The organism is Pseudonocardia kujensis (assembly GCF_021283305.1).
In the GTDB taxonomy this organism is placed as follows: domain Bacteria; phylum Actinomycetota; class Actinomycetes; order Mycobacteriales; family Pseudonocardiaceae; genus Pseudonocardia; species Pseudonocardia kujensis.
This window is the reverse complement of record NZ_JAJSOK010000020.1, coordinates 22585-44408: the sequence shown is the minus strand read 5'-3', so window position 1 is coordinate 44408 and position 21824 is coordinate 22585. Positions and strand designations below refer to the sequence as shown.

At 73.3% G+C, this 21824-nt stretch carries 22 protein-coding genes and 1 pseudogene; 7 read left to right on the top strand and 16 right to left on the bottom strand.

All coding sequences use genetic code 11. From position 1 onward, the window contains the following. Window positions 1-9 precede the first annotated feature (9 nt). From LWC35_RS16185 to LWC35_RS16170, 4 genes are all read right to left on the bottom strand, one after another. A complete protein-coding gene (locus LWC35_RS16185; protein WP_232870955.1) occupies window positions 10-1092 on the bottom strand; it encodes an LLM class oxidoreductase in 1083 nt (360 codons plus the stop codon). A gap of 53 nt (window positions 1093-1145) precedes the next feature. After that, window positions 1146-1370: a hypothetical protein gene (locus LWC35_RS16180; RefSeq protein WP_232870954.1), complete on the bottom strand. Its 225-nt coding sequence runs from the start codon at window positions 1368-1370 to the stop codon at window positions 1146-1148. Continuing rightward, window positions 1367-1561: a hypothetical protein gene (locus tag LWC35_RS16175; protein WP_232870953.1), complete on the bottom strand. Its 195-nt coding sequence runs from the start codon at window positions 1559-1561 to the stop codon at window positions 1367-1369. Before LWC35_RS16175 ends, LWC35_RS16180 begins: the two co-directional genes overlap by 4 nt. Window positions 1562-1832: 271 nt before the next feature. After that, on the bottom strand, window positions 1833-2309 hold the full coding sequence (locus tag LWC35_RS16170; RefSeq protein ID WP_232871027.1) for an RrF2 family transcriptional regulator: 477 nt from the start codon (window positions 2307-2309) through the stop codon (window positions 1833-1835). A gap of 94 nt (window positions 2310-2403) precedes the next feature. Between LWC35_RS16170 and LWC35_RS16165 the strand changes: the two genes are divergently transcribed. Next, complete coding sequence (locus tag LWC35_RS16165) at window positions 2404-3141, top strand: SDR family oxidoreductase (RefSeq protein ID WP_232870952.1); 738 nt, start codon at window positions 2404-2406, stop codon at window positions 3139-3141. An 18-nt stretch (window positions 3142-3159) separates the two neighbouring features. Continuing rightward, a complete protein-coding gene (locus tag LWC35_RS16160; RefSeq protein ID WP_232870951.1) occupies window positions 3160-3576 on the top strand; it encodes an ATP-binding protein in 417 nt (138 codons plus the stop codon). Window positions 3577-3926: 350 nt separating this feature from the next. Here LWC35_RS16160 and LWC35_RS16155 read toward each other — a convergent pair whose 3' ends face one another. The 3 genes from LWC35_RS16155 to LWC35_RS16145 all read right to left on the bottom strand — a co-directional run bounded on the left by LWC35_RS16155 (window position 3927) and on the right by LWC35_RS16145 (window position 7758). Next, window positions 3927-5660 (bottom strand): 13E12 repeat family protein, encoded by a 1734-nt coding sequence (locus LWC35_RS16155; RefSeq protein WP_372463058.1) that lies wholly within the window; start codon window positions 5658-5660, stop codon window positions 3927-3929. Between the two features lie 329 nt (window positions 5661-5989). Next, window positions 5990-6616, bottom strand: a complete 627-nt coding sequence (locus tag LWC35_RS16150) for an FMN reductase (protein WP_232870950.1) — start codon at window positions 6614-6616, stop codon at window positions 5990-5992. A gap of 2 nt (window positions 6617-6618) precedes the next feature. Then, window positions 6619-7758 (bottom strand): LLM class flavin-dependent oxidoreductase, encoded by a 1140-nt coding sequence (locus LWC35_RS16145; protein ID WP_232870949.1) that lies wholly within the window; start codon window positions 7756-7758, stop codon window positions 6619-6621. 82 nt (window positions 7759-7840) lie between these two features. Between LWC35_RS16145 and LWC35_RS16140 the strand changes: the two genes are divergently transcribed. Beyond that, entirely contained in the window at window positions 7841-8296 is a 456-nt protein-coding gene (locus LWC35_RS16140; RefSeq protein WP_232870948.1) for a MarR family winged helix-turn-helix transcriptional regulator, read from the top strand. A 3-nt stretch (window positions 8297-8299) separates the two neighbouring features. Here LWC35_RS16140 and LWC35_RS16135 read toward each other — a convergent pair whose 3' ends face one another. Further along, window positions 8300-10210: a maleylacetate reductase and hydroxyquinol 1,2-dioxygenase domain-containing protein gene (locus tag LWC35_RS16135; protein WP_232870947.1), complete on the bottom strand. Its 1911-nt coding sequence runs from the start codon at window positions 10208-10210 to the stop codon at window positions 8300-8302. 11 nt (window positions 10211-10221) lie between these two features. After that, window positions 10222-11979, bottom strand: a complete 1758-nt coding sequence (locus tag LWC35_RS16130) for an FAD-dependent oxidoreductase (RefSeq protein WP_232870946.1) — start codon at window positions 11977-11979, stop codon at window positions 10222-10224. A gap of 118 nt (window positions 11980-12097) precedes the next feature. Between LWC35_RS16130 and LWC35_RS16125 the strand changes: the two genes are divergently transcribed. After that, window positions 12098-13117, top strand: a complete 1020-nt coding sequence (locus tag LWC35_RS16125) for a LysR family transcriptional regulator (RefSeq protein ID WP_232870945.1) — start codon at window positions 12098-12100, stop codon at window positions 13115-13117. Between the two features lie 22 nt (window positions 13118-13139). Next, window positions 13140-13706, top strand: a complete 567-nt coding sequence (locus LWC35_RS16120) for a TetR/AcrR family transcriptional regulator (RefSeq protein ID WP_232870944.1) — start codon at window positions 13140-13142, stop codon at window positions 13704-13706. Here LWC35_RS16120 and LWC35_RS16115 read toward each other — a convergent pair. After that, window positions 13699-14700 (bottom strand): hypothetical protein, encoded by a 1002-nt coding sequence (locus LWC35_RS16115; RefSeq protein WP_232870943.1) that lies wholly within the window; start codon window positions 14698-14700, stop codon window positions 13699-13701. The genes LWC35_RS16120 and LWC35_RS16115 overlap by 8 nt on opposite strands. 184 nt (window positions 14701-14884) lie before the next feature. On the opposite strand from LWC35_RS16115, the pseudogene LWC35_RS16110 reads away from it, so the two are divergent. Together LWC35_RS16110 and LWC35_RS16105 are read left to right on the top strand one after the other, a co-directional pair. Beyond that, window positions 14885-15070, top strand: a pseudogene (locus LWC35_RS16110) (VOC family protein); the annotation flags it as partial. A 132-nt stretch (window positions 15071-15202) separates the two neighbouring features. After that, complete coding sequence (locus tag LWC35_RS16105; protein ID WP_232870942.1) at window positions 15203-16273, top strand: DUF2332 domain-containing protein; 1071 nt, start codon at window positions 15203-15205, stop codon at window positions 16271-16273. 39 nt (window positions 16274-16312) lie between these two features. Here the strand turns inward: LWC35_RS16105 and LWC35_RS16100 are convergent, their stop codons facing one another. The 6 genes from LWC35_RS16100 to LWC35_RS16080 form a co-directional block, all read right to left on the bottom strand. After that, complete coding sequence (locus LWC35_RS16100) at window positions 16313-16918, bottom strand: nitrile hydratase subunit alpha (RefSeq protein ID WP_232870941.1); 606 nt, start codon at window positions 16916-16918, stop codon at window positions 16313-16315. Beyond that, window positions 16915-17190, bottom strand: coding sequence for an SH3-like domain-containing protein (locus LWC35_RS40960; RefSeq protein WP_372463057.1), 276 nt, complete (start codon window positions 17188-17190; stop codon window positions 16915-16917). The genes LWC35_RS16100 and LWC35_RS40960 overlap by 4 nt, the downstream gene beginning before the upstream one ends. Beyond that, on the bottom strand, window positions 17183-17467 hold the full coding sequence (locus LWC35_RS40955; protein ID WP_372463056.1) for a hypothetical protein: 285 nt from the start codon (window positions 17465-17467) through the stop codon (window positions 17183-17185). The genes LWC35_RS40960 and LWC35_RS40955 overlap by 8 nt, the downstream gene beginning before the upstream one ends. Window positions 17468-17528: 61 nt before the next feature. Next, a complete protein-coding gene (locus LWC35_RS16090; protein WP_232870940.1) occupies window positions 17529-18452 on the bottom strand; it encodes a bile acid:sodium symporter family protein in 924 nt (307 codons plus the stop codon). A gap of 89 nt (window positions 18453-18541) precedes the next feature. Then, on the bottom strand, window positions 18542-19867 hold the full coding sequence (locus tag LWC35_RS16085; protein ID WP_232870939.1) for a chloride channel protein: 1326 nt from the start codon (window positions 19865-19867) through the stop codon (window positions 18542-18544). Window positions 19868-20125: 258 nt separating this feature from the next. Beyond that, window positions 20126-21628: a DUF2252 domain-containing protein gene (locus LWC35_RS16080; RefSeq protein WP_232870938.1), complete on the bottom strand. Its 1503-nt coding sequence runs from the start codon at window positions 21626-21628 to the stop codon at window positions 20126-20128. Window positions 21629-21824: the final 196 nt, after the last annotated feature.

Sequence of the window (21824 nt, the reverse complement as noted above, 5' to 3'; positions counted from 1 at the left end):
ACGGCCCGGTCACGGCGTGCACCCGCCCGTCGGCGGGACGCGGACCGCCGGGCTGGCGGCCGTCCCGGGGCCGGCCGTGACGGCGGTCAGGGCGGTGGCGGCGGCGTCGGGCACGCGCACGGCCGCGACGACGTCGGCGCGGTCCGCGCCCGCCGGCACGTCCACAGTGCCGCTGGCGACCGTGCCGCCGGTGCCCCCGCACAGGTCGTCGAGCCGGACGGTCCAGTCCACGGTCGTCGGCCCGGAGGCGGGACGCAGTCCGACGTGGATGCGGACGAGGCAGTCCTGCCCGGTCCCGCAGGTCCGCACGGTGCGCAGGTCGACGGTCCCGACCGCGCCCGCGGTGGCGGGCGCCGGCGCGGCCGGCAACGGCGGCAGCACCGGGCCCGGCGCCGGCGCGGCCGCCGTGTCCCGCCCGCTGGAGAGCAGGAGCGCGACGTCCGCCTCGATCCGCTCGTGCAGCAGCGACCACTCGATCGCGAGCACGGCGCTCACGACCAGCGGCCACGCCACCCACAGCCACCAGCGGCGGCGCCTTCCGTACCCCGCGCGCGCGCCCGCGCGCCCCCCGGCCCGAACCACCCCGCAGCCCCCCTCGTCCCCGCCACGGTCCCGTGTTCCGTCCCCACCGGACACGGTGCCGTACGGTGGGCCGGCGCGGGCAGGGGCGGACGACCCCGCGGGGGCCGCGGGGTCCCGGGGCCGGAGGGGTCCTTCCCGGGTCGATGGACCCTGGCGGATCAGCCGGCCGCGGGCCGCGCGGGCCGGGCGACGCCGAGGTGGTCGCGCAGCGTGGTCCCGGGTGTACCCGCGGCGGAACAGCCCCCGCTCCTGGAGGACCGGCACCACCATCCGGACGAACTCCTCGAACGCACCCGGCAGGTGGGTCGCGGCGAGCACGAAGCCGTCGCAGCCGCGCGTGGTGAACCACTCCTCCATCAGGTCCGCGACGCGCTCGGGCGTGCCGACGAACCGGGGCCCCTGGAGCAGCGTCGCCCGATGCGCGGCCAGGTCCCGCACGGTGACCTCGCGCCCGAGGTGCTGGCGCACGCCGTCCGCGAGCCCGCGGATGCCGGAGCTCGTGGCCGTCATCTCCGCGGTGACACCAGCCGGATCGGGGTCGGCGCGACGTACTCCACGACGTATTAGCGGACGGCGTCGGCGACCGAGTCCCCGTAGACGCCGGGCATGGCGAGCCGGTCGTCGAAGAACACGCAGTCGAAGGCACCCTGCTCCGGGGTGCGTGCGATGTGCGTGTAGTAGTCCATGGTCAGGAACCCGAGATCGGCGCTCGGGTAGCGCCACGAGCCGGAGTAGACGGTCACGTTGCCCGCCTGCATGAAGCCGACGAGGGTCATCTGGCGTGTCACGGGGTCTCCTCGCTGTGCTCGCCGATGCCGAGCAGGTCGGCGGTGGCGGCGACGGTCGCGGCGTGGCGCAGGTGGGCGGCGTCGACGAGCATCCCGTCGAGCGCGGCGGCGCCCCGCCCGCCGGCCTCGGCCTCCCGGCCGGCGAGATCGCCCGCGCGATCTCCCCGGGCTCGGGGCGGGGACTTCTCCACCTGCGCCCTGGGACGACAGCGACCCGGCGCCGACGAGCAGCGCGGTCGCGTCGCCCCTCAGCAGGTCGGCCGCGGCGTCGCGGCCGTTCTCCCGGGTGGGCTCGACCAGCCGCATCGGCATCGCCGGGTCCAGCCCGGCCAGCTCGAGACCACGGCGCACCCCGCGCAGGCGCACCGCGCCGTCGGACAATGCCCCGGGCGTGCCGAGATAGGCAGTGGGACACACCCCGGCGCCGAAGGTCAACGGCCGTGGGGCGCGCCGGGAGCGCTCTCAGCCGGCGAGACCGTGCAGCCATGCGCGGACCCGCGGGAGCGTCTCGACGCCCGTGGTCCGGGCGACGTCGCCGGCGAGGTCCGCGATCGACACCTCGCGCAGAGCCCCTCGCCAGGCCCGGTCCGCCGCGATCATCACCCGCGCGATCGGGCACGGCGCGGTGCACGCCTCGGGCGTGGCGGCCATCGGCCCGCGCTGCCGGATCTCGGTGCAGACGAAGGCCGGTTCGGCGCCGTCGACCGCCTCGACCACGTCCAGCACCGTGATCTCCTGCGCGTCCCGGGTCAGCACGTATCCACCGGCCTGCCCCTGCACGGAGCGCACCAGTCCGGCGCGGGACAGCGCCTGCAGCTGCTTGGCCAGGTAGGTGGGCGACACGTCGTGGAACTCGGCCAGCTTCGCCGCGGGAACCGGGTCGTTCGTGCCGGTGAGCACCACGCAGCAGTGCAGCGCCCACTCCACGCCCCCGGACATCTTCACGTCCGCAGCCTACTTGACTCGGATGGAACTTGTCCGAGTAGGATCATCGCGGATAAGAAATATCCGGGTTGACGGAAGGGGAACGGCCATGCGGATCGTCGTCGTCGGGGGTACGGGCCTGATCGGGAAGGCGCTGGTCCAGGCGCTGCGCGAGCGTGGCCACGAGGCGGTGCCGGCCTCGCCGTCGACCGGGGTCGACACGCTGACCGGGGCCGGCGTGGCCGACGCCCTGGCGGGAGCGCAGGTGGTCGTCGACGTCACCAACTCGCCGTCGTTCGAGGACGGTCCGGTCCTCGACTTCTTCACCCGGTCCACCACCACGCTGCTCGGCGCCGAGCGGGAGGCGGGCGTCGGCCACCACGTCGCCCTCTCGATCGTCGGCACCGACCGGCTGCCCGAGGCCGGCTACCTGCGCGCCAAGGTCGCCCAGGAGAAGCTGATCATCGACGCGGGGATCCCGTTCACGATCCTGCGCGCCACCCAGTTCTTCGAGTTCCTGGGCGCGATCGCCGACTCGGCCACCGACGGCGGCACCGTGACCCTGCCCGAGGGGGCGTTCCAGCCCGTCGCCGCCGCCGACGTCGTCGCCACCCTCGCCGAGGTCGCCACCGGCGCCCCGCTCGGCGGCACGCTCGACCTCGCCGGACCCGACCGCCGCACCATGGAGGCGTTCGTCCGCGAGGCCCTGGCCGCCCGCGAGGACCCGCGCACGGTCACGACGGGACCCGAGGCCCGGTACTTCGGCACCGCGATCGGCGACGCCCTGGTTCCGGCCGGCGAGGCTCGGCTCGGCGAGGTCCGGTTCGAGGACTGGCTCAAGGGCTGAGCGGGGTACGCGGACGGCGTGGAACTGGTGGTGATGGTCGGCCTGCAGGGTGCGGGCAAGTCGACCTGGGTGCGTGCGCACCTCGCCGCCACCCACGCCGTGGTCAGCAAGGACCACTGGCCCAACGCGAAGCGCCGGGAGCAGCGGCAGCGCCGGGTGGTGGCGGAGTTGCTCGCCGCCGGCCGCGACGTCGTCGTCGACAACACCAACCCCACCCCCGAGGACCGGTCCGCGCTCATCGCCGCCGCCCGGGATCACGGTGCCGGCGTGCGCGCCGTCCACCTCGCCACCCCGCTCGAGCTCTGTCTGCAGCGCAACGACCGGCGGTGCGGGCGGGAGCGGGTGCCGCTGGTCGGCGTGCTGGGCACCCGCGCCCGGCTCGTCCCGCCGTCCGTCGAAGAGGGCTTCGACCGGGTCGACGTCGTGGTGGGGTGAGGCGGTCGGGCGGACCGGGTGGTCGTCTTCCCACCGCTGCGTCGCCGCAGCGGCCCGTCAGTTCGATCGAGGACCCTCACCCGCGGAGTCGGGCGGGAGGTTCCATCGCTGTAGTGCTGGTCAGGTACGTCCACGGGCAGAGAGTTCGCGAAACGGGCACGAGCCGCCGGGCGCACCCCGCCGCCTCGCCGTGCGTGCGAGGTCCCGGCCCGAGGGGCCGGGGTGTGCCACGCGCGGGGCGGCCGGGACACGCGAAGGCTGGTCGAGGCGGAGCGACGCGGGTAGCGCACCGCTCCGTCCCGACTTCGCTCAGAAAGGCGGTGGCTCAGCAAGGCGGTGGCTCATCCAGGTCAGTGGTCGGCGGGGGCGGTGGTCGGGGCTCTTCGGGTGGGGTCGGGGGTCGCCAGACGAGCAGGGGTGGGTCGGGGCGGTCCTCCGCGTTGATCGCGTCGGTCTCGTCTACGGGGTCGTCGTCGGCGCAGCACTGGTCGTCCTCGGGTGGGACGGGCAGGGGTGGGGGCGGGAGCAGCGGTTCGGCGCGGGTGCGGTAGATCCGCCCGAGGGGGCTGCGCCAGACGAACACGCCGGGCTCGGGTTGGGTGAGGGTCCAGCCGCGGTGTTTGAGCCCGTGGTCGTGGCGGCAGATCGGGCCGAGATCCTCGGCGGTGGTCGGGCCGCCGTGGGCGTGGTCGCGGGTGTGGTCCCAGATCGGCGGTGCGGGCCGGGGCGAGGCAGCCGGTGAAGGTGCAGTGCCGGTCGCGGAGCTCGACGTGGCGGCGCAGCCCGGTGTGCGGGAACCGGGCGCCGGGGTCGTCGTCGAGGGCGCGGCCGCGGGCGGCGTGGATCTCGGCCAGCACCGGGCGCCAGGAGTCGGGCAGGTCGCTGTCGGGAGCGGTGAGGCGGGTGAGCAGGGCGGCATCGACGAGCAGGTCGACCAGCCCGGGTGCGGCCGGGTCGGTGGCCGCGGTGGGCGGGCCCAGGTCGACCGGGTGCGGACGGGTGCGCAGCGCCCCGGCACGGATCAGGCGTCCGTCGGGGCCGGTGAGCGCGTAGCGCCACGGCGCCCGGTGTTGGGCGGCGACCAGGCGGCGGGCGCGGGAGGCGGGGATTGGCCCGAGTGCGGGCAGGGTGGCGGGGCGCTCGTCGAGGCCGAGCAGGGTGGACAGCGCGATCTGCACAGCCACCCCGCGCCGCGGATTCGCCGGCGTGCCGGCCGCAGCACCGCGGCCCCGCGACTCGACCGGCTCGGAGCCTCCCGAGCCGCGTTCGGCGGCAAGCTTCGTCTCGCTGTCCTTCGGCTCGGCCCTGTCCGTACCGGCCGGCTCGATCTCGGTCCGGCCTGCGAGGCAGGGGACTGCTGCGGGTCCGTCCGGCGGGGCGGAGCGGGGCCGGGGTGGCCGTGCCGGGGCCCGGCCGGTAGGTGCGTCGGGGGTGTCGGAGGCGGCGTCGTGGAGCAGCGCGGCGATGACCTCGGCGTCGGTCAGCATGTGGAGCCGGCCGTCGAGGAACCCGACGAACAGGTCCACCCGGATCTGGTCCAGCCGCCCCGGATGCCCGCCCCGGCGCACCAGGTGGGCGAGCCGGTCGATCCGGGCGACCGCGGCATCGGCGTCCTCCGGCGCCACGCCGTGCGCGCTGAGGGTGGCGGTACCGTCCTCGGTCACGCACGCCGACACGCTTCGGCGGGCGTGGGCGCGGCGGAACAACCGCTCGTCGTGCGCCGGGTCGATCTCCAGGATCAACCGGCGCAGCCGCCGGGAGATCTCGCTGGTGGTCCAGCGCCGGGCCCGGGGCAGCACCAGCGCGCGCAGGTGCCCGACCTGCCCGGCCGGCAGCCCGACCAGGTGGCGCAGGAACACCGCCGCCTTCGGCCAGTCGATGTGTCCGCACTCGAGCGCCGCCCACACCGCAGGGAGCTCGACCACCAGCGCGACCGCCTCGTCGGCACACCCGTCGGCGGCCCGGCGGGTCCAGGCCAGCGCGGCCCGGATCTCATCGGCCCAGTCCAGATGCGGATCCGGCAACTCCCCGGCTGCGAAGGGCCGGTCGGGGTTGGCGTAGCCGACCGCGACCATCGCCCGCACGAACCACGCCCGAGCATGGCTCTCCTCTCCAGGGCCGGGCGTGCCTTCTCCATGGAGGTCCGGTACCGCTCCGGCTCCCGCATCTCGACGTCGACGACGACGTCGTAGCGGCCCGAGGCCGGCTGCGCCTCGTCGTCAAGTCCCTCGTGCACGCAAGCCGACGATGCCGCCACCGCCGAACCGACCCGGCACATCCCCCGAGGACACCGAGTCCCCTCCCCGGCCAAGGCCGAGCCCGTCCCGAGAACGCCGAAGCCCACCCGAGAACGCCGGAGGCCCCGTCCGGCAAGGGACGGGGCCTCCGCGGCGGGTCGACCTCGAGGCAGGGCTCAGACGCCGCCGAGCAGCGCCTCGAACGACGGGGCGTCGGCGAACGGGTCGGCCGTCCGGGCCGCGGGACGGGCGGCGACCAGCTCGGCCAGCTCCTCGGCCGCGCGCTCGATCCGCGAGGCCAGGCCGTGGCTCGCCTCCCCCGCACCGCCCCAGTCCTCCGAGGCCGCGAACACGGCGGTCGGCGTGACGACGGTGCGCAGGTAGGCGAACAGCGGGCGCATCGCGTGCTCGAGTGCCAGCGAGTGCCGGGCCGTGCCGGCCGTCGCGCCCATCAGCACGGGCTTGCCGGTCAGCGCATCCTTGTCCACGACGTCGAAGAACGTCTTGAACAGCCCGCTGTACGACGCCGAGAAGATCGGCGTGACGGCGATGATCCCGTCCGCCCCGGTCACCGCGTCGAGCGCCGGCCGCAGCTCGGCGTTCGCGAAGCCGGTGACCAGGTTGTCGGCCAGGTCGCGGGCGTGCTCGCGCAGCTCGACGACCTCCACCGTGACGTCTCCGGCCTCGACGCCGCGGCGGCGCAGCGCCGCCACGGTCGCCGCGGTGAGCCGGTCGGCCAGCAGCCGGGTGGACGACGGGACGGACAGCCCCGCGCTCACCACGGCGATCCTGCGCTTCTCCATGATCAGGCCGCCTCCTCCGGGGCCTGCCCCGTGACGTCGTCCGCAGGGGCGTAGACCCTCGGGTCCGTGGCGCCCTTCGCGGCGACGAGGGACTCGTGGGTCGGGGCGTCGGGCACGTGCGCGGGCTTCAGCGCGGCGAACTCCTTGCGCAGCACCGGCACGACCTCCTCACCCAGGATGTCCAACTGCTCCAGCACGGTCTTCAGCGGCAGGCCCGCGTGGTCGACGAGGAACAGCTGGCGCTGGTAGTCGCCGACGTAGTCGCGGAAGCCGAGGGTCCGCTCGATCACCTGCTGCGGGCTGCCCACGGTCAGCGGGGTCTCCCGGCTGAAGTCCTCCAGCGACGGCCCGTGCCCGTAGACCGGGGCGTTGTCGAAGTACGGCCGGAACTCGTCGACCGCGTCCTGGCTGTTCTTCCGCATGAACACCTGCCCACCGAGCCCGACGATCGCCTGGTCGGCGGCGCCGTGGCCGTAGTGCTCGAAGCGACGGCGGTAGAACTCGACCATCCGCTTCGTGTGTTCGGCCGGCCAGAAGATGTGGTTGTGGAAGAAGCCGTCGCCGTAGTAGGCGGCCTGCTCCGCGATCTCCGGGCTGCGGATCGAGCCGTGCCACACGAACGGCGCGACGCCGTCGAGCGGGCGCGGGGTCGAGGTGAACCCGCGCAGCGGGGTGCGGAACCGGCCCTCCCAGTCGACCACGTCGGAGTCCCAGAGCCGGCGCAGCAGCGCGTAGTTCTCGATGGCCAGCGGGATGCCCTCCCGGATGTCCTTGCCGAACCACGGGTACACCGGGCCGGTGTTGCCGCGGCCCATCATCAGGTCGACCCGGCCGCCCGCGAGGTGCTGCAGCATCGCGAAGTCCTCGGCGATCTTCACCGGGTCGTTCGTGGTGATCAGCGTGGTGGCCGTCGACAGCTGCAGGCGCTCCGTCTGCCCCGCGATGTAGCCGAGGGTGGTGGTCGGCGACGAGGAGAAGAACGGCGGGTTGTGGTGCTCGCCCAGGGCGAACACGTCCAGGCCCACCTCCTCCGCCTTCTTCGCGATCGTCACGACGTCCTTGATCCGCTCCGCCTCGGACGGTGTGCGGCCGGTCGTCGGGTCGGTCGTGACGTCGCTGACGGAGAACACTCCGAACTGCATGACCCTCACCTCGTTGGTTGATGTGTCATCTACTGTGCCTGAACTTCGATGACGCGTCAACTATTCCGGTACGCTGGAGCCCGTGACCCGATGGCTCGACGAGCGGGAGCAGCGCGCGTGGCGCGGCTACCTGGCGATGCAGGCCCAGCTCCAGGCGCGGCTCCACCGCCGCCTGCAGGCGGACTCCGGCCTGTCCTACGCCGACTTCGACGTGCTGGTCGCGCTGACCGACCGCGCGGGCGAGCAGGTCCGGGTGCTGGAGCTCGCCGAGGCGCTGCAGTGGGAGAAGAGCAGGCTCTCCCACCATCTCTCCCGGATGCAGAAGCGCGGGCTCGTCGAGCGCGAGGAGTGCGCCGACGACGCCCGCGGCGCCTTCGTCGTGCTCACCGCCGAGGGACGCCGCGCGATCGAGGGGGCCGCGCCCGCGCACGTCGAGGCGGTGCGGGAGCTGATGTTCGACGGGCTCGACGCCGACCAGGTCGACGCGCTGGCCGGCATCGCCGAGACCGTGCTCGGCCGGATCCGTGCCGCGGGTTGACGATCAGCCCGTCGTCGCGATCCGGAACGTGTAGCGCAGCTCCCGCCACTCCCCCGCCACCGGCGCACCGTCGGGCGTCGGCCCGGTACGGGACGCGAAGTCGACGACCAGGTCCTCCTTCACGCCGAACACCGCGTCGGAGTCGAGGTAGCGCCCGCCGCGCACGAAGAGCTGGGTGATCAGCCTCCGGTGCCCGGGCGCGTCGATCATGAAGTGCAGGTGCGGCGCCCGGTAGGGATGCCGGCCGGCCGCGCGCAGCATCGCGCCGACCGGGCCGTCGTCGGGGATCGGGTACTCCGAGGGCAGGATCGACCGGAACCGCAGGCGGCCCCCGGCGTCGGTGCGCAGCCGGCCGCGCAGCACCGGCCCGTCCAGGTCCGGCAGCTGGACGTCGTAGAACCCGTCCTCGTTCGACTGCCAGACGTCGACGACGGCGTCGGCCACCGGCCGGTCCTCCGTGTCCGTGACGGTGACGTCGACGTAGAGGGGGGTGCCCGGCAGCCCGGCGGACACGTCGGCGCCCTGCGGCAGCTCGGGCGGCCCCTCCACGTAGAAGGGCCCCAGCACGGCCGACGGCGTGGTGTCCGGGGTGCGCGAGTTGTCCAGGACGTCGACGACGCTGGACAGCCCGAGCGTGTCCGAGAGCAGCACGAACTCCTGCCGGGTGTCACTGCAGGCCTGTCCGGTGCGGGTGAGGAAGTCGATGCCCTGCTGCCACTCGGCCTGGGTGAGGTCGTTGTCCACGGCGAAGGCGTGCAGCCTCGGTACGAGGTCGGTGAGCAGCCTGCGCAGCCGGGCGTCCTCGGTGCCGGCGAAGGTGGCCACGACCTGCGCGGTCAGGGCCTCGATCGGGCTCACGGCCCCGCCCGCCGGCCGCTCTCCCGCCCACGCCCGGTGCAGCAGCCCGGCGAGACCCTCCCGGGTGAGCGGTGCGGGGTTCGGATAGGGCCTCGCGACAGCGAGCCCGGCTGCACGGTCGAGGTCGGCCTCCGCGAGCCCCAGCTCGCGCAACGACGTCGGCCCGCCCGCCTCGACGACCAGGTCGAACACCGCGGTGGGCGCGTCGGCCGCCCCGAGCGCCTCGGCCACCCGCCGCATCGCCTCCGGCGCGGCGGCGGAGTTGTAGGCCATCGCGTGCGGGAGCACGACGGTGTGGGTCGGGGCGTGCGGCAGTCCGAAGCTGCCGCCGAGGGTGTGGCAGAGCTTGTGGTGCAGGCCCATCCCGACGGCGCCGAGGCAGGTGCCGGCCAGCCAGGCACCGCGCAGCAGGTCGGCGCGGGCGTCCGGATCGGCGTCGAGACCGCGCAGGCCCCGCGCCAGATGGCGGATCGCATCGAGCGCCATCCCGTCGACGACGGGGTTGGCGTCGGCCGAGTAGAGCGCCTCGACGGCGTGGGCGAGGGCGTTGACCGCGCTGGTCACGGCCAGCGCCCGGGGCAGCTCGGCCGAGAGCTCGACGTCGTAGATCACGGTCTCGGGCAGGATCGCCGGGTCCGAGCGGGTGGTCTTCACCCCGTTCCCGGTCTCCCCCAGCACCGGCGTGACCTCGGAACCGGCGTAGGTGGTGGGCAGGACGACCTGGTCCACCCCGGTCCGGAAGGCGAGCGCCTTGGCGAGCCCGGTCGTCGAGCCGCCGCCGACCGCGACCACGCAGTCCGCGCCGGTCTCGCGCAGCACGGCGAGCGCCTCGTCGGTGACCTCGACGGGGGTGTGCATGGCCGCGCCATCGAAGCGGCCCGCGGCGAGGGGGCCCAGGATCTTCTCGACCCGGTCGCCGACCGCCCGCAGGTGCTCCCCCGCCAGGACCAGGACGCGCGAGCGGCCCAGCCGGGTCACCTCGTCGGCGACGCGCTCGAGCGTGCCGGACCCGAACACGATCCGGGCCGGCTGCGCGGTGTAGGTGAACTCCTCCACGACGTCTCCCTTCAGGCCCGGGCCAGCAGCGTCGCCAGCGCCGTCGTGAGCTCCCGCTCCGGGTCGGCGGGCAGCTCGTGCGCCCGCCACCCGACGTGCGCGTCGGGCCGGACCAGCACGCAGCCGGACTCGGACACCTCGCGCAGGCGCGCCCAGTCGTCGTAGAGGTCGGTGTACTCGCGGCCGGGGCCGATCACATGGACGTCGACCTCGATGCCCGAGGACCGTGCGGCAGCCGCGGCGGCGCCCGCCCAGGCCTGCCCGGAGATGCCGGTGAGCACGGTGAAGCGCCCCTTGCCGGTCACGTCGTGCGTGCTGACCTTGTGCCCGTCGCGGCCCAGCCAGCAGTGCGGCAGCCGGGCGCCGGGCCACGTGGTCGGGTGGTAGTACAGCTCCGGGTCGCGGTCGAACTCCGGCTCCGGCGTGCCGTCGCCGACCACCGCGCCCGACCGGTAGCGCTGGCCGAGCTCCACACCGTGCGCGTTGAACTCGTAGTCCTTGAGCTCCAGCGCCTTGCGCAGCGCGATCCGCTGCTCCGCCGCCTCCGGGCCGTCCCCGGCCCGCGCCCGCATGCTCGCGATCTGCTCCGCCGGGTCGTCGGAGTCGGCGAACCCGAGCGCGTCGAAGATCGGGCCGAACTGCTCGATGGACTTGTTGGCCCGCAGCACGATCTGCTTGCCGACCGGGGCGCGCTCGGCGTCGTAGCTGTCCAGCAGCTCCTCCCCGGCCTTGCCGGAGAGCACCGCCGCCAGCTTCCACGCCAGGTTGTAGGAGTCCTGGATGGACGTGTTGGAGCCCAGACCGTTCGACGGCGGGTGCCGGTGCACCGCATCGCCCGCGCAGAACACGCGCCCGGCCCGGTACCGCGTGGCGTACATCTTGTTGTTGCCCCACAACGAGGTGGACCGGATCGTCACGGGGACGGTGTCGTCGCCGACCAGGTCGTGCACGATCCTGGTCGCCATCGTGTCGTCGACCTCGGGCGGCGGCTGCGTGATGTCGTAGCCCCACACGATCAGCCACTCGTCCCACGGACGGACCATCCGCACCAGGCCCATGCCGATCCCGCCGATGTTCGAGCCGGGCTGCAGCACCCAGTACAGGACGCTCGGCCGGTGCTCCACGTACCGCGACAGATCCGCGTGGAAGACGATGTTCATGCTGCCCGCGAGGTCCATCTGCCCCTCGAACGGCAGCCCCACGTCGCGCGCCACCTGGCTGCGCCCGCCGTCGGCGCCGATCACGTACTTCGCCCGGATCGGGTAGGTGTGACCCGAGAGCCGGTCCCGCACGGTCACGGTCACCCCGTCGTCGTCCTGCACCAGGCCGAGGTACTCGGTGTCGAAGCGGATCCGGCTGCCCCGCTCGGCCGCGTGCCCGATCAGGATCGGCTCCAGCAGCGTCTGCGGCAGGTCGCAGTTGTCCGACGGGCTGGCCAGCGTGTAGTCGCCGCGGCGCGCCGGGTGCGTGCCCCAGGTCCGCACCCGGCCGATCTCGTCGCCGGCCAGGCTGGTGCAGAACACCGTGTCGCCCATCAGCGCCGACGGAGTGCCCTGCGCCCGCACGTCCTCCTCGATCCCCATGTCGCGCAGGATCTCGACGGTCCGCTGGTTGGTGATGTGCGCCCGCGGCGTGTTCGCCGTCCACCGGTACTTCGTGATCACGATGTGGTCCACCCCGTAGGTGGCCAGGAACAGCGCGGCCGACGCCCCGGCCGGTCCGCTGCCGATGACCAGCACGTCGGTGGTCAGAACCGTCTGCTCGCTCACGCCGGCCTCGTCTCTGGGGTGCGCGGTCTCCGGGGTCCTCGGGACCTGGTCCGAGTATGGGAAGGCGGTCTGCCATTCGTCCAATACCGACCTCGGGGGGCGGCTATACGCTGCCCCTATGGATCTGCGGGCGTTGGAGTGCGTCGTGGCCGTGGCCGAGGAAGGCTCGATCAGCCGGGCCGCCGCCCGGCTGCACATGACCCAGCCGCCCCTGACCGTGCGGTTGCGATCGCTCGAGCGCGAGCTCGGCGTCGAGCTGCTGGTCCGGCACGGCCGCGGGGTGGACCTCACCGCGGCGGGCCGGGTGCTGGTGGAGCGCGCCCGCCGGGTCCTCGCCGACGTGTCCGCCGCCGCCGAGGAGGTGCGGACCGTCGGCCTCGGCACGCGTGGCCGGTTCGGCGTCGTCGTCGGGCACACGGTGTCGCCCCGGCTCCTCCCGCACCTCACCGGCGGGGCCGCCCTCGGTGCGGGCGTCGACCTGACCGTCGTCGAGGGCACGGACGCGGAGGTGGTCGAGCGGGTCCACCGCCACGACGCCCACGCCGGGCTGCTGCACCTCGCCCCCGGTGAGCCGGGCCGGACCCGGCACCCGCGCGCCCGCGCCCGCGGGCTCGAGGTGGCGGTCGTCGCCCGCGAGCCGCTGGTCGCGGTCCTGCCCGAGGCGCACCCCGAGGCGGCGGAGGACCGCGTCGACCTGGCCCGGGTGCGCGGGGCGCGGGTGGTGGTCGCCGACGCCGTGGGCGAGGGCTTCGCGGCGCACGTCCAGGCGGCGTGGGCGGTCGCCGAGCCGGACGGCGGGCACGGCGTGGTCGAGGCCGGGTCGATCGTGCAGGCGATGGCGCTGGTCGAGGCCGGCGCGGGCGTGACGCTGCTGCCGGCCCAGTACACCTCGATGGTCTGGGCCGGGCTTGTCGCGCGGCCCCCGCGGCAGCACGGCCCCGTCGTCGAGACGGCGGTGTGCTGGCGCCCCGACGAGGACTCGCCCGTCCTGCACCGCTTCCTCCGCGCCGCCCTCTCCACCCCGGAACCCGACGTGCTCGGTCCCGCCCACGCCCGCCACGGCCTCGGCGCGGCCCGCTGGGGGACGGTCCGTGACCTACCATCGTCCGAAGCGGAACAGCCTTCCGACCACGGCTGACCCCGCCAGGAGGGAGACGCCGGTGCGCGCGGACGCGCAACGCAACGTCGACGCGGTGCGCGCGGCGGCCGCGGCCGTGTTCGCGAGTGCGGGCGTGGATGCCCCGATGCGCGAGATCGCGGCGGCCGCCGGCGTCGGGGTCGGCACCGTGTACCGGCACTTCCCCAAGCGCTCCGACCTGGTCAAGGCCGTGTTCCGGCACGAGGTGGACGCCTGCGCCGACGCCGCCCCCGCCCTCGCCACGGAGCACGGGCCCGTCGAGGCGCTCAGGCGGTGGCTGCACCGCTACGCCGGCTTCATCGGGACCAATCGCGGGCTCGCCGCGGCCCTGTACTCCGGCGACCCCGCCTTCGACGCCCTCCCCGGCTACTTCGAGCAGCGGTTCCGGCCCGTGCTGACCACGCTGCTCGACGCGGCGGCGGACGCCGGCGAGATCCGGGCCGACGTCGACGCCATGGACCTCCTGTACGGGGTGGCCAACCTGTGCCTTCCCTCCGCCGTCCCCGGCCGCACCGGGCGCATGGTCGACCTGGTCGTCGACGGGCTGCGCTTCCGTGCCGGCGACACCACGCCGTCCGGCGTCAGCTGAACCCCGGCGCGGCCGACACGGTGCCGCGGGTGGCGTGGTCGACGGTCAGCCACGTCCCCTCCTCGATGCGGGCGGCGTAGTTGGTGTGGGCGGGTGAGCCGGGCGGCCAGCACCGCAGGAAGTCCGCCGACCACCGGTCGTGGTCGTAGCGGACGGGCAGGGCGTCGACCCGCAGCCCGTCGAGGGTGGTGCCGTAGAGGGCGTCGCCGGGCGGGTTCGGGTCGACCGAGAGCCGGGTGAGGACCCCGGAGCGCACGCCGGCGAAGTTCGGGAGCCCGGCGCAGCCGTTGCTCACCACCAGGTAGCGGACGCCGTCCGCGGTGTGGTCCTGGGCATACGGCAGGCCGGTGTGGGTACAGCAGAGCACGCGGAGGTCGGCGCGGCGGCACCAGTCGACGACGGTCGCCGACGTCGTGACCCGGCCGGTGAAGCCGGTCGCGGCCCGGGCCCGCTCGTCGGGCGGGTCGACGGCCTCGAGGGCGAGCCGCCAGCCGGCCAGGCTCTCGGGGTCACCGTGGACGATCCCGACACGGTGGCCGCCGACGCTCACGGTGAGCTGGTGCGGGAGCGCCGCCAGCCGGGCCCGGGCGGGTTCGTCCGGCACCGCGCGAAGCTGCGCCACCACGAGGTTCGAGCCGGTCACGACCGTGTCGGGGACGTAGTCCGGGTAGTCGCAGCCGCAGCCCACCGTCTCGTCGCCCGCGGTCAGGGCGTACTCGACGTTGCCCCGGGTCGCGCGGTGGGCGTGGACGCCGGTCTCGACGGCGGCGAAGAGACCGGGGTCGGTGTCGAGGTAGTGGAAGTCGCCGTTGAACACGATCTCCGGCGGGGACGGCTCGGCGACGGCGCGGGCGAGGACGGCCTCGAGCGCGTGCGCGTTGCCGTACAGCCCGCCCACGACGTAGAGCGTGGTGCAGGCGAAGGCCGGAGGTCCGGCCAGCTCCTCAGGCCGGTGGCGGTAGGCCACCGGGCAGCTGCGTCCCGGGCCGGGCACGGCTACACCGCCGGCTCGGACAGGAGCGGGGTTGATCTCGTCGGCAGGTGCGGAGCCGGCCGAGGTGAACGAGGGCCTTCGGTCGAGGTCACCGGCGGGTCTTGCTTCGACATCCGCCTATGTTGACGTCCTTCGAATCACGGTGCAACCTCTGTCTCGACACGTATCGAAACAAGGAGGCACCGTGTCCCGTGTCCAGCTCGCCCTGCGCGTCGCCGACCTGGAGGGCTCGATCGACTCCTACCGCTCGCTGTTCGGCGTCGAGCCGGCCAAACGCCGGCCCGGCTACGCCACCTTCGCCGTCGCCGAGCCTCCGCTGAAGCTCGTGCTCATCGAGGGTGAGCCGGGCCGGCGGACCGTCCTGGACCACCGCCCGGGCCGCCACCGCGACGACGAGCCGGCCTGGCTGCACGAGCCGTAGCCGTCGGCGCCGGTCCGGGAATCCTCGTCCCTCGTTACGATCATCGGGATGCCGGGAGCCGATCGTGGGGGGCGCCGTCCCGTGGGTAGGACCCGCACGCTCGCCGAGGTGTACCGCCGTTTCGGCGAGGTCGACGCCGCCGGGACGTCGCCGCTGTACGAGCGCGTCGCGGTCGCCATCGCCGAGTCCGACGAGGCGCTGCGCGCCGTCGAGGCTGCGCCGGCACGCAAGCGCCGGCCCGCGGTGATCCTGGCCGCGTTGCACGATCTCGCCCTGGCCGGACGCGCCCCGGCGCTCGCCGCGGCCTACTCCGCCGGGGACGGCGACGCCGCCGCCGACGCCGCGATCGCCACGCTGGTCCGCATGACCGACCCGGTCGTGGCCCTCGCGACCCGCCGGTCGCCGCGGACGGACGAGAGCGGACACTGTGCCGTGCTGTACCCGGCCGTCGCCGAGGCGGCGCGCCGGGTGGGCGCGACGGCGGTCGGGCTGGTCGACGTGGGCCGTTCGGCCGGGCTCAACCTCTCCGTCGATCGCGTCGGCATCACGTACGGCACCGGCCCCGCGCTGGGCGACCCGTCGTCTCCCGTGCAGATGTCCGCCTCGGTCGTGGGTGACCGGCCCGTCCCGACGCGGCCGATGCCCGAGGTCGTCACCCGGATCGGGGTCGACCTCGACCCCGTCGACGTGACCGACGAGGCGGAGGCCCGGTGGCTGCGCGCCTGCCTGTGGCCCGACCATCGGGAGCGGATCGCGCGGCTCGAGGCCGAGATCGCGTTGGCCGCCACCGCCCCTCCCCTGCTGCTGCGCGGTGACCCCGTCGCGGTGCTGCCCGACGCCCTCGCCCGCGTGCCCGCGGACACCCTGCCCGTCGTCACCACCACGTGGGCGCTGTCGCGCGTCCCGCTCGAGGACCGCCTCCGCTTCCTGCACCGCCTCGACGCCGCGGCGACGAACCGGCCGGCGGCCTGGGTGTCCGTGGAGGGCGTCGGGGTCGCGCCGGCGATCCCGACGTTCGGCGACCGCCGCGCCTCCGGCCACAGCATCATCGGCCTGGCGGTCTTCGCCCACTCGAGCCTTCGCGCCGACGCCCTCGGCCGCTGCTGGTCGCAGGGCCGCCTGCTGTGGACGGCGAGGGACGAGGAGCCCTGACGGCTGCCTCGAGCCGCTCCTCCCCGTGGCCCGGCGGAGTCAGACCGCGGCGGTCCCGATCAGGCCCTTCCGCGTGACGAGCCCGGCGAGCTGCTCCTCGGAGAGCCCGTCGGTGCCGTCCGGCCTGCGGGGCAGGACCATGTAGCGGGACTCCGCGCTCGCGTCCCACACCGAGATCGCGACCGACTCCGGCAGCACCAGACCGAACTCGCGCAGCACGGCGCGCGGGTCACGCACCACCCGGGAGCGGTAGGCCTCGCTCTTGTACCAGGTCGGCGACGGCCCGAGCAGCGCGATCGGGTAGCAGGAGCACAGAGTGCAGACCACGACGTGGTGCTCCTCCGTCCCGTCCGCGCCCACCCCGTTGGCGACCACCTTGAGCCGCTGCTCCTGGATCCCGCCCGCCATGGACAGACCCAGCTCGCGGATCGCGGCGTTGGCGTCGGCCAGCAGGCGCTCCGCGAACGCCGGATCGGTCCACGCGCGCGCCACGATCCGGGCCCCGTTGGCCGGGCTCCCCTTTGCGGCGAACTCGTCGATCCGGGTGTCGATCTCCCCGGGGTCCAACAGACCGCGCGCCTCCAGCAGCGACTCGACGTGCCGGACCTCGGCCGAGATCGTCGAGCTCGCGTGTGCCCCGCTCATGCCCGCTCCTCCACCAGGTAGTCCTCCCACAGCTCCACGACGACGCTGTGGTCGCCCGCGCCGAACAGCTCCGCCGCGGCGAAGCGCACGTGGTACACGGCGTGCGGCTCCGCGTCCCGGCCGCGGGCCCGCACGTCGGCCAGCGGGTGCCGGCCGGCCAGCTCCACCACGGTGCCGACCGCACCGCGGGCGTAGCCCGGCAGCCGGGTGTGGCCGGCGACGTCGACCGACCGGGTGCGCACCCGGTCCCCCGGCGCGAACCGGTCAGCCATGGGCGAGCTCCTCGGCGGTCGCGACGCCCTTCTCCGCTAGCAGCATCCGGATCGCGGCGAACCACCGCTCGTAGTAGGAGGCGGCCAGGTACTCGTGCACCGGCAGCCGCTCCTGGGCGTCCCGGAACTCGTCCAGGTTGTAGATCCCGCGGCGGATCAGCGCGCCGTTGAGCGCGAACACGTGCGCCTCCCAGTCGGCGTGGAAGCGCGGTTCGTCGGGCTCCTCGACGATCGGCGCGAACCCGCTCATCCCGCCGACGTCGTTGATGCGGCTCACCAGCCCTTCCTACCTCAGAACCTCCGCGGCAGTCAGCCCGGTGCGAGGGCCCGGTCTCGCGTCAGGAAGAGCGACCACTGCCTTCAGGAGCCGGCGGGGCGCCGGCAGCGTCCGGCTCGGGCTCGTGGCGAGATCGAGTTCTCCGCCACTCGAAGGCAAGAATCACCAGGATGACAATTCCGATCGTGTTGATGACCGTCACCGAGACGTTCGCGAGCGGCTGGGTGTAGTTGAAGACGGTCACGATGATGCCGCCGGTGATGCTGCGCTGCGCCGTCGTGATGATCGAGGCATGCCTGGTCGCCGCACCCCTGATGCTGATGACGCTCCCGAGCGCGATTCCCAGGACCGGGACGGCGATCGCCGCGACGTAGGCCCCCCACCACACGTCGCGGAAGAGGCTGGTGAACGCGAAGATGAAGAGGTTCACGTACAGGACCAGACAGACGATCTGGATGATGAGGAGAGGAGACACCCAGCTCGACACCGCCTCCTCGTACCGGAGGCGCATCACGCAGCCGATGAGCAGAGGCGCGACCAAGAACGCCAACAAGGGCCAGGCGACGTCCCAGATCCTGACGTGCCCGACACCGGGCACCACGGCGGAGACGGCCAGCGGCAGCACGAGCGACACGACGATCACCGTGGCCAGCACCATGACCAGCAACAGAGCCGTGGACATGGCGACGTCGCCCCTGGCGAGCCGGGTGATTGCGGGAGCGAAAGGTGCACCTGCCGCCAGTGCGACGATACAAAATCCGATCTTGATATCCGGGTTGATCGGGGCGATCGTGGCGAATCCGATGACCAGCGCCGGGAGGACCACGAAGTTGATGAGCAGCACCCGGGTAGCCAGTCGCCAATTCTGGAAGAAATGCTCCAGTATGCGGAATATCGGCAGTCTGAGACCGAGCGTGAACGAGTTCAGGATCGCGAACAGCAGGCCGAACGAGTTGATGACGGTCAGGAGTTCATTGCTCGGCATCGCAACCTCCGCCTCTGCCCTTTCCTGCACCACCTGGCTCGAGTCGCCCGGGCGCACACACCCCGGCACCCGGTCCCGTTCGACGCCTGTCATTCCCCGTGGGCCGCGCCCGTTGCCGGCTTCGGCGGCTCCGTCGGTCGGGCTGGGGAACCGCGGGCCTGAGCGCGGCTGACGAGGAGGAACTTGACGCCTTCCATGGCGAGGAAGGCGGTGACGACTGCGATGAGCACGGGTGCTGTCTGGAGGGCTCCGACCTGGGTCAGGAAGGCCGCCATCAGCACCATGGCGAAGGGTGCGGCCACCAACGCCCCCGGAACGGCGGCGAGCAGGCAGCTGAACGCCAGTCCCAGGGGCACCCCGGGAATCACCTGGTGGACGACGATCCCCGCCGCTCCACCGATGAACAGGGACGGGAAGATCGGGCCGCCCACGAAGCCACTGCCCTGGCTGACCGCAAAGGTGAACATCTTCGCGACGAGTGTCACGATCAGCAGGCCCAGCCCGAGGGTTCCTGCGCCGGCGAGCATCGTCTTGAGCTGGTCGCCGCCGCTGAACATGGTCATCGGCAGGAGCACACCGACGACCCCGAAGATCGCTCCGCCCAGCACCGACTTGGCGACGGCCGGGACCTTCAGCCCGTCGAACAGCCGCGCCGCCCCCTGGATGAAGCCGACCAGCACGGTCACCACGACGGCCGCGAACAGGCCGATGGGGACCGCGACGAGGAGGTGCCAGTCCTCGAACCGGTACGGCGGCACCGTGTAGTCGCCCAGGAACACCGCGCCGGCGATGGCGAAGTAGATGCCGAACGAGACGCTGGAGGACACGATCTGTGCGGCGAGGGCCTTGGTGAACCGCTGCCCTCCCGGGCGGGCGACCTCCATGATCAGCATCACCACGATCAGGGTGCTCGAGAACAGCCCGCCGTAGGCGCCTGCGAACCCGGCCAGGGTGTTCACCTGGGCGTCCGAGCTCGTGAACCCTCGGCGGCGAGCGAGCCAGCTGCCCGCCCCACCACCCATCGTCCCCAGGGCCTTCTCCGGTCCGAGGCTGGCTCCGCCGATCAGCGACACCGCCGACACGGCCGCGACCCCGGGAACCAACCCGGGATCGACGTGCTCGGTCCGCAGATCGTCGAACAGGCCTGGGGTCCTCCAGGGCAGGCGGGTCAGGCGACGCACCAGGCCGACGGCGACACCCGCCGCAGCGGCGACCGCCACCCACCACCAGTGTCCACCGAACCATCCGGGCTGCGAGTCGCTGTACCACCTGCCTCCGAAAGTGATCACTCCGACGAAGATCAGCGCGGCGATCGCGCCGAACACCCCGAGGACCACCGCCTGCCCCATCAGGACCCAGAACTCACGTCTCTGGATGACCGGTTGTGCGGCGGCGGGCTCCGGCGTCTCGGTCACGACGTGGACCTCGGTGGAGCCGAACCCGGGTCCGGGCGCCGTGGGCCCTCAGGCAGCCACCTCTCCGGACGACGCCCCTTCATGCGAGACCAGCTTCCCCTACAACCGGCTCCTACCGGTCCAGCCCGCAGCCCGCCCACCACGCACACGCTGCGGGCCTCCCGGGGCCGATGCATCGCCCGTTCCGGGTGACGGCCCGTGTGGGTGCGGCCGAGGTGCCGCGTCCTCCGTCCAGGCTCTCAGGTACACCTGGAGGTCTCACACCCCTTCGTGCGCGTCGAGGCGTCCCGAGTGGATCGCCTCGAGCAACCGCTGGAAGTCGTGTTCGTTCTGGTCGGCGTAGCGCTCCGAGAAGTCGGTGACGGCCCGGTCGAAGGCGTCGTCGTCGCCCAGGTACGCGGAGATCGCGACGGGGTCTCCGGCTCGCGCGTGTGCCCGGGCCAGGGTCCATCCGCAGGTGCGGGCGTAGAACGTGAGGCCGACCGGGGTCATCGCCTCGACGTCGGCCGAGCCCTTCATATCGCGGAGCTGGCGCCAGTAGAAGTGCCGTTTCGAGTCGGGCCCGGTGGTCCAGCCGAGGAAGATGTCGCTGGCGGCCTGCATCATCCGCTGTCCCTGCACGACCCGCTCGCCATGCAGCCTGAACCGGCTCCTCGGCAGATGGTCCTCCAGCACCGATGCGGTCGCCTCCTTGACCTGGAGGAACAACGGATCCTGCGCATCGCGCCCCTGGAGCAGGACGATGAACGCCCAGGTGCCGACGCTTCCGACCCCCACCACCTTGCGGGCGGCGTCCACGATCTCGAACCGTGTGAGCAGGTGGCGCCGATTCTCCTGCAGGGTGGACCGGTAACTGCTCAGTTCCTCGCGGAGTGTCTGTCCGACCTCGTCCGGGGAGATCCCGTAGGTGGCGGCGAGGTCGCGCGCCGGCACGACGATCGGCGGCCGGCTGACGATCCGATACTGCCCGCCGGCCCACTCGCCCAGTTTCGACAACGCCTGCAGGCTGTCCCGCGTGTAGGCCTTCTCGCGCGTCTTCTCGGCGGTCCTCTCGGCCTTCTTGGCCTCCTTCGCCTCTTCTTTCGCCCTCTTCTTCGACTTTTCTCCCCGCTTCTTGGCCTTGTCCTTCTTCTCCCGCTTCTCGATGGTGCCGGTGGCGCTCTGGACCGCGCGCATCAGTTCGTCGTCGGACAGGTGGGCGTACCAGACCTCCATGGTCCGCATCCCGGCGAACTCGGCCATGGCTTCCCGGTACGCCCGCACCGACGCGAGCGTCGATTCCCGCGTGACCGACTTCGAGAACCCGTTGTTGCGGGCGGCGATCGTGAAGCTGGCCGCCATCCGCTTCACGTCGTACTCGAACGGCCCCGGCAGGGTCTCGTCGAAGTCGTTCACATCGAACATCAGCTTGCGCTCCGGGGAGGCGAAGACCCCGAAATTCGACAGGTGCGCGTCGCCGCACAGCTGCGTACCCAGTCCGGCCGTCGGGGTGCCGGCGAGGTCGGCGGCCATGATCTTCGCCGCGCCACGGTAGAACGTGAACGGCGAGACCATCATCCGGCCGTGACGGACCGGCACCAGGTCGGGCTGACGAGTGCGGTCCTGCTCTTCGATCAGGTCGACCGGATCGGCGCGGTCGACCGCGGGTTCCCACCCGGCATGACAGGCCAGAGGCGTTCGCTCCCGCGCCCGCCTGCCGATCGCCGTTCGCTCGTCGACGCTCGGATGCGCGACCTTCTTCACCGCCACCTTCACCGCCACCCGGACCCACCTCCCGTTTCCGACATCGCCGCGACACCCCTTGCGGGCGCCGAACCCGCGCACCGGCGCCACCTACGAACCGGATGGCATCGCGGAGCGCTACAGCCGTTCGCGGAGACGGAGCTCGACTCCGCCACGGCGGCCTGGTGACCCTTCGGAAGCTGCGGGTTGCCGCCCATGGGGATGGCCAGGGGGC

Coding starts and splice junctions, on each gene's coding strand:
- LWC35_RS16170 (WP_232871027.1), bottom strand. CDS start 2,309: ATGTCCGGGGGCGTGGAGTGGGCGCTGCACTGCTGCGTGGTGCTCACC.
- LWC35_RS16165 (WP_232870952.1), top strand. CDS start 2,404: ATGCGGATCGTCGTCGTCGGGGGTACGGGCCTGATCGGGAAGGCGCTG.
- LWC35_RS16090 (WP_232870940.1), bottom strand. CDS start 18,452: ATGCCGAGCAATGAACTCCTGACCGTCATCAACTCGTTCGGCCTGCTG.
- LWC35_RS16100 (WP_232870941.1), bottom strand. CDS start 16,918: ATGAGCGGGGCACACGCGAGCTCGACGATCTCGGCCGAGGTCCGGCAC.
- LWC35_RS16145 (WP_232870949.1), bottom strand. CDS start 7,758: ATGCAGTTCGGAGTGTTCTCCGTCAGCGACGTCACGACCGACCCGACG.
- LWC35_RS40960 (WP_372463057.1), bottom strand. CDS start 17,190: ATGGCTGACCGGTTCGCGCCGGGGGACCGGGTGCGCACCCGGTCGGTC.
- LWC35_RS16125 (WP_232870945.1), top strand. CDS start 12,098: ATGGATCTGCGGGCGTTGGAGTGCGTCGTGGCCGTGGCCGAGGAAGGC.
- LWC35_RS16150 (WP_232870950.1), bottom strand. CDS start 6,616: ATGGAGAAGCGCAGGATCGCCGTGGTGAGCGCGGGGCTGTCCGTCCCG.
- LWC35_RS16185 (WP_232870955.1), bottom strand. CDS start 1,092: ATGACGGCCACGAGCTCCGGCATCCGCGGGCTCGCGGACGGCGTGCGC.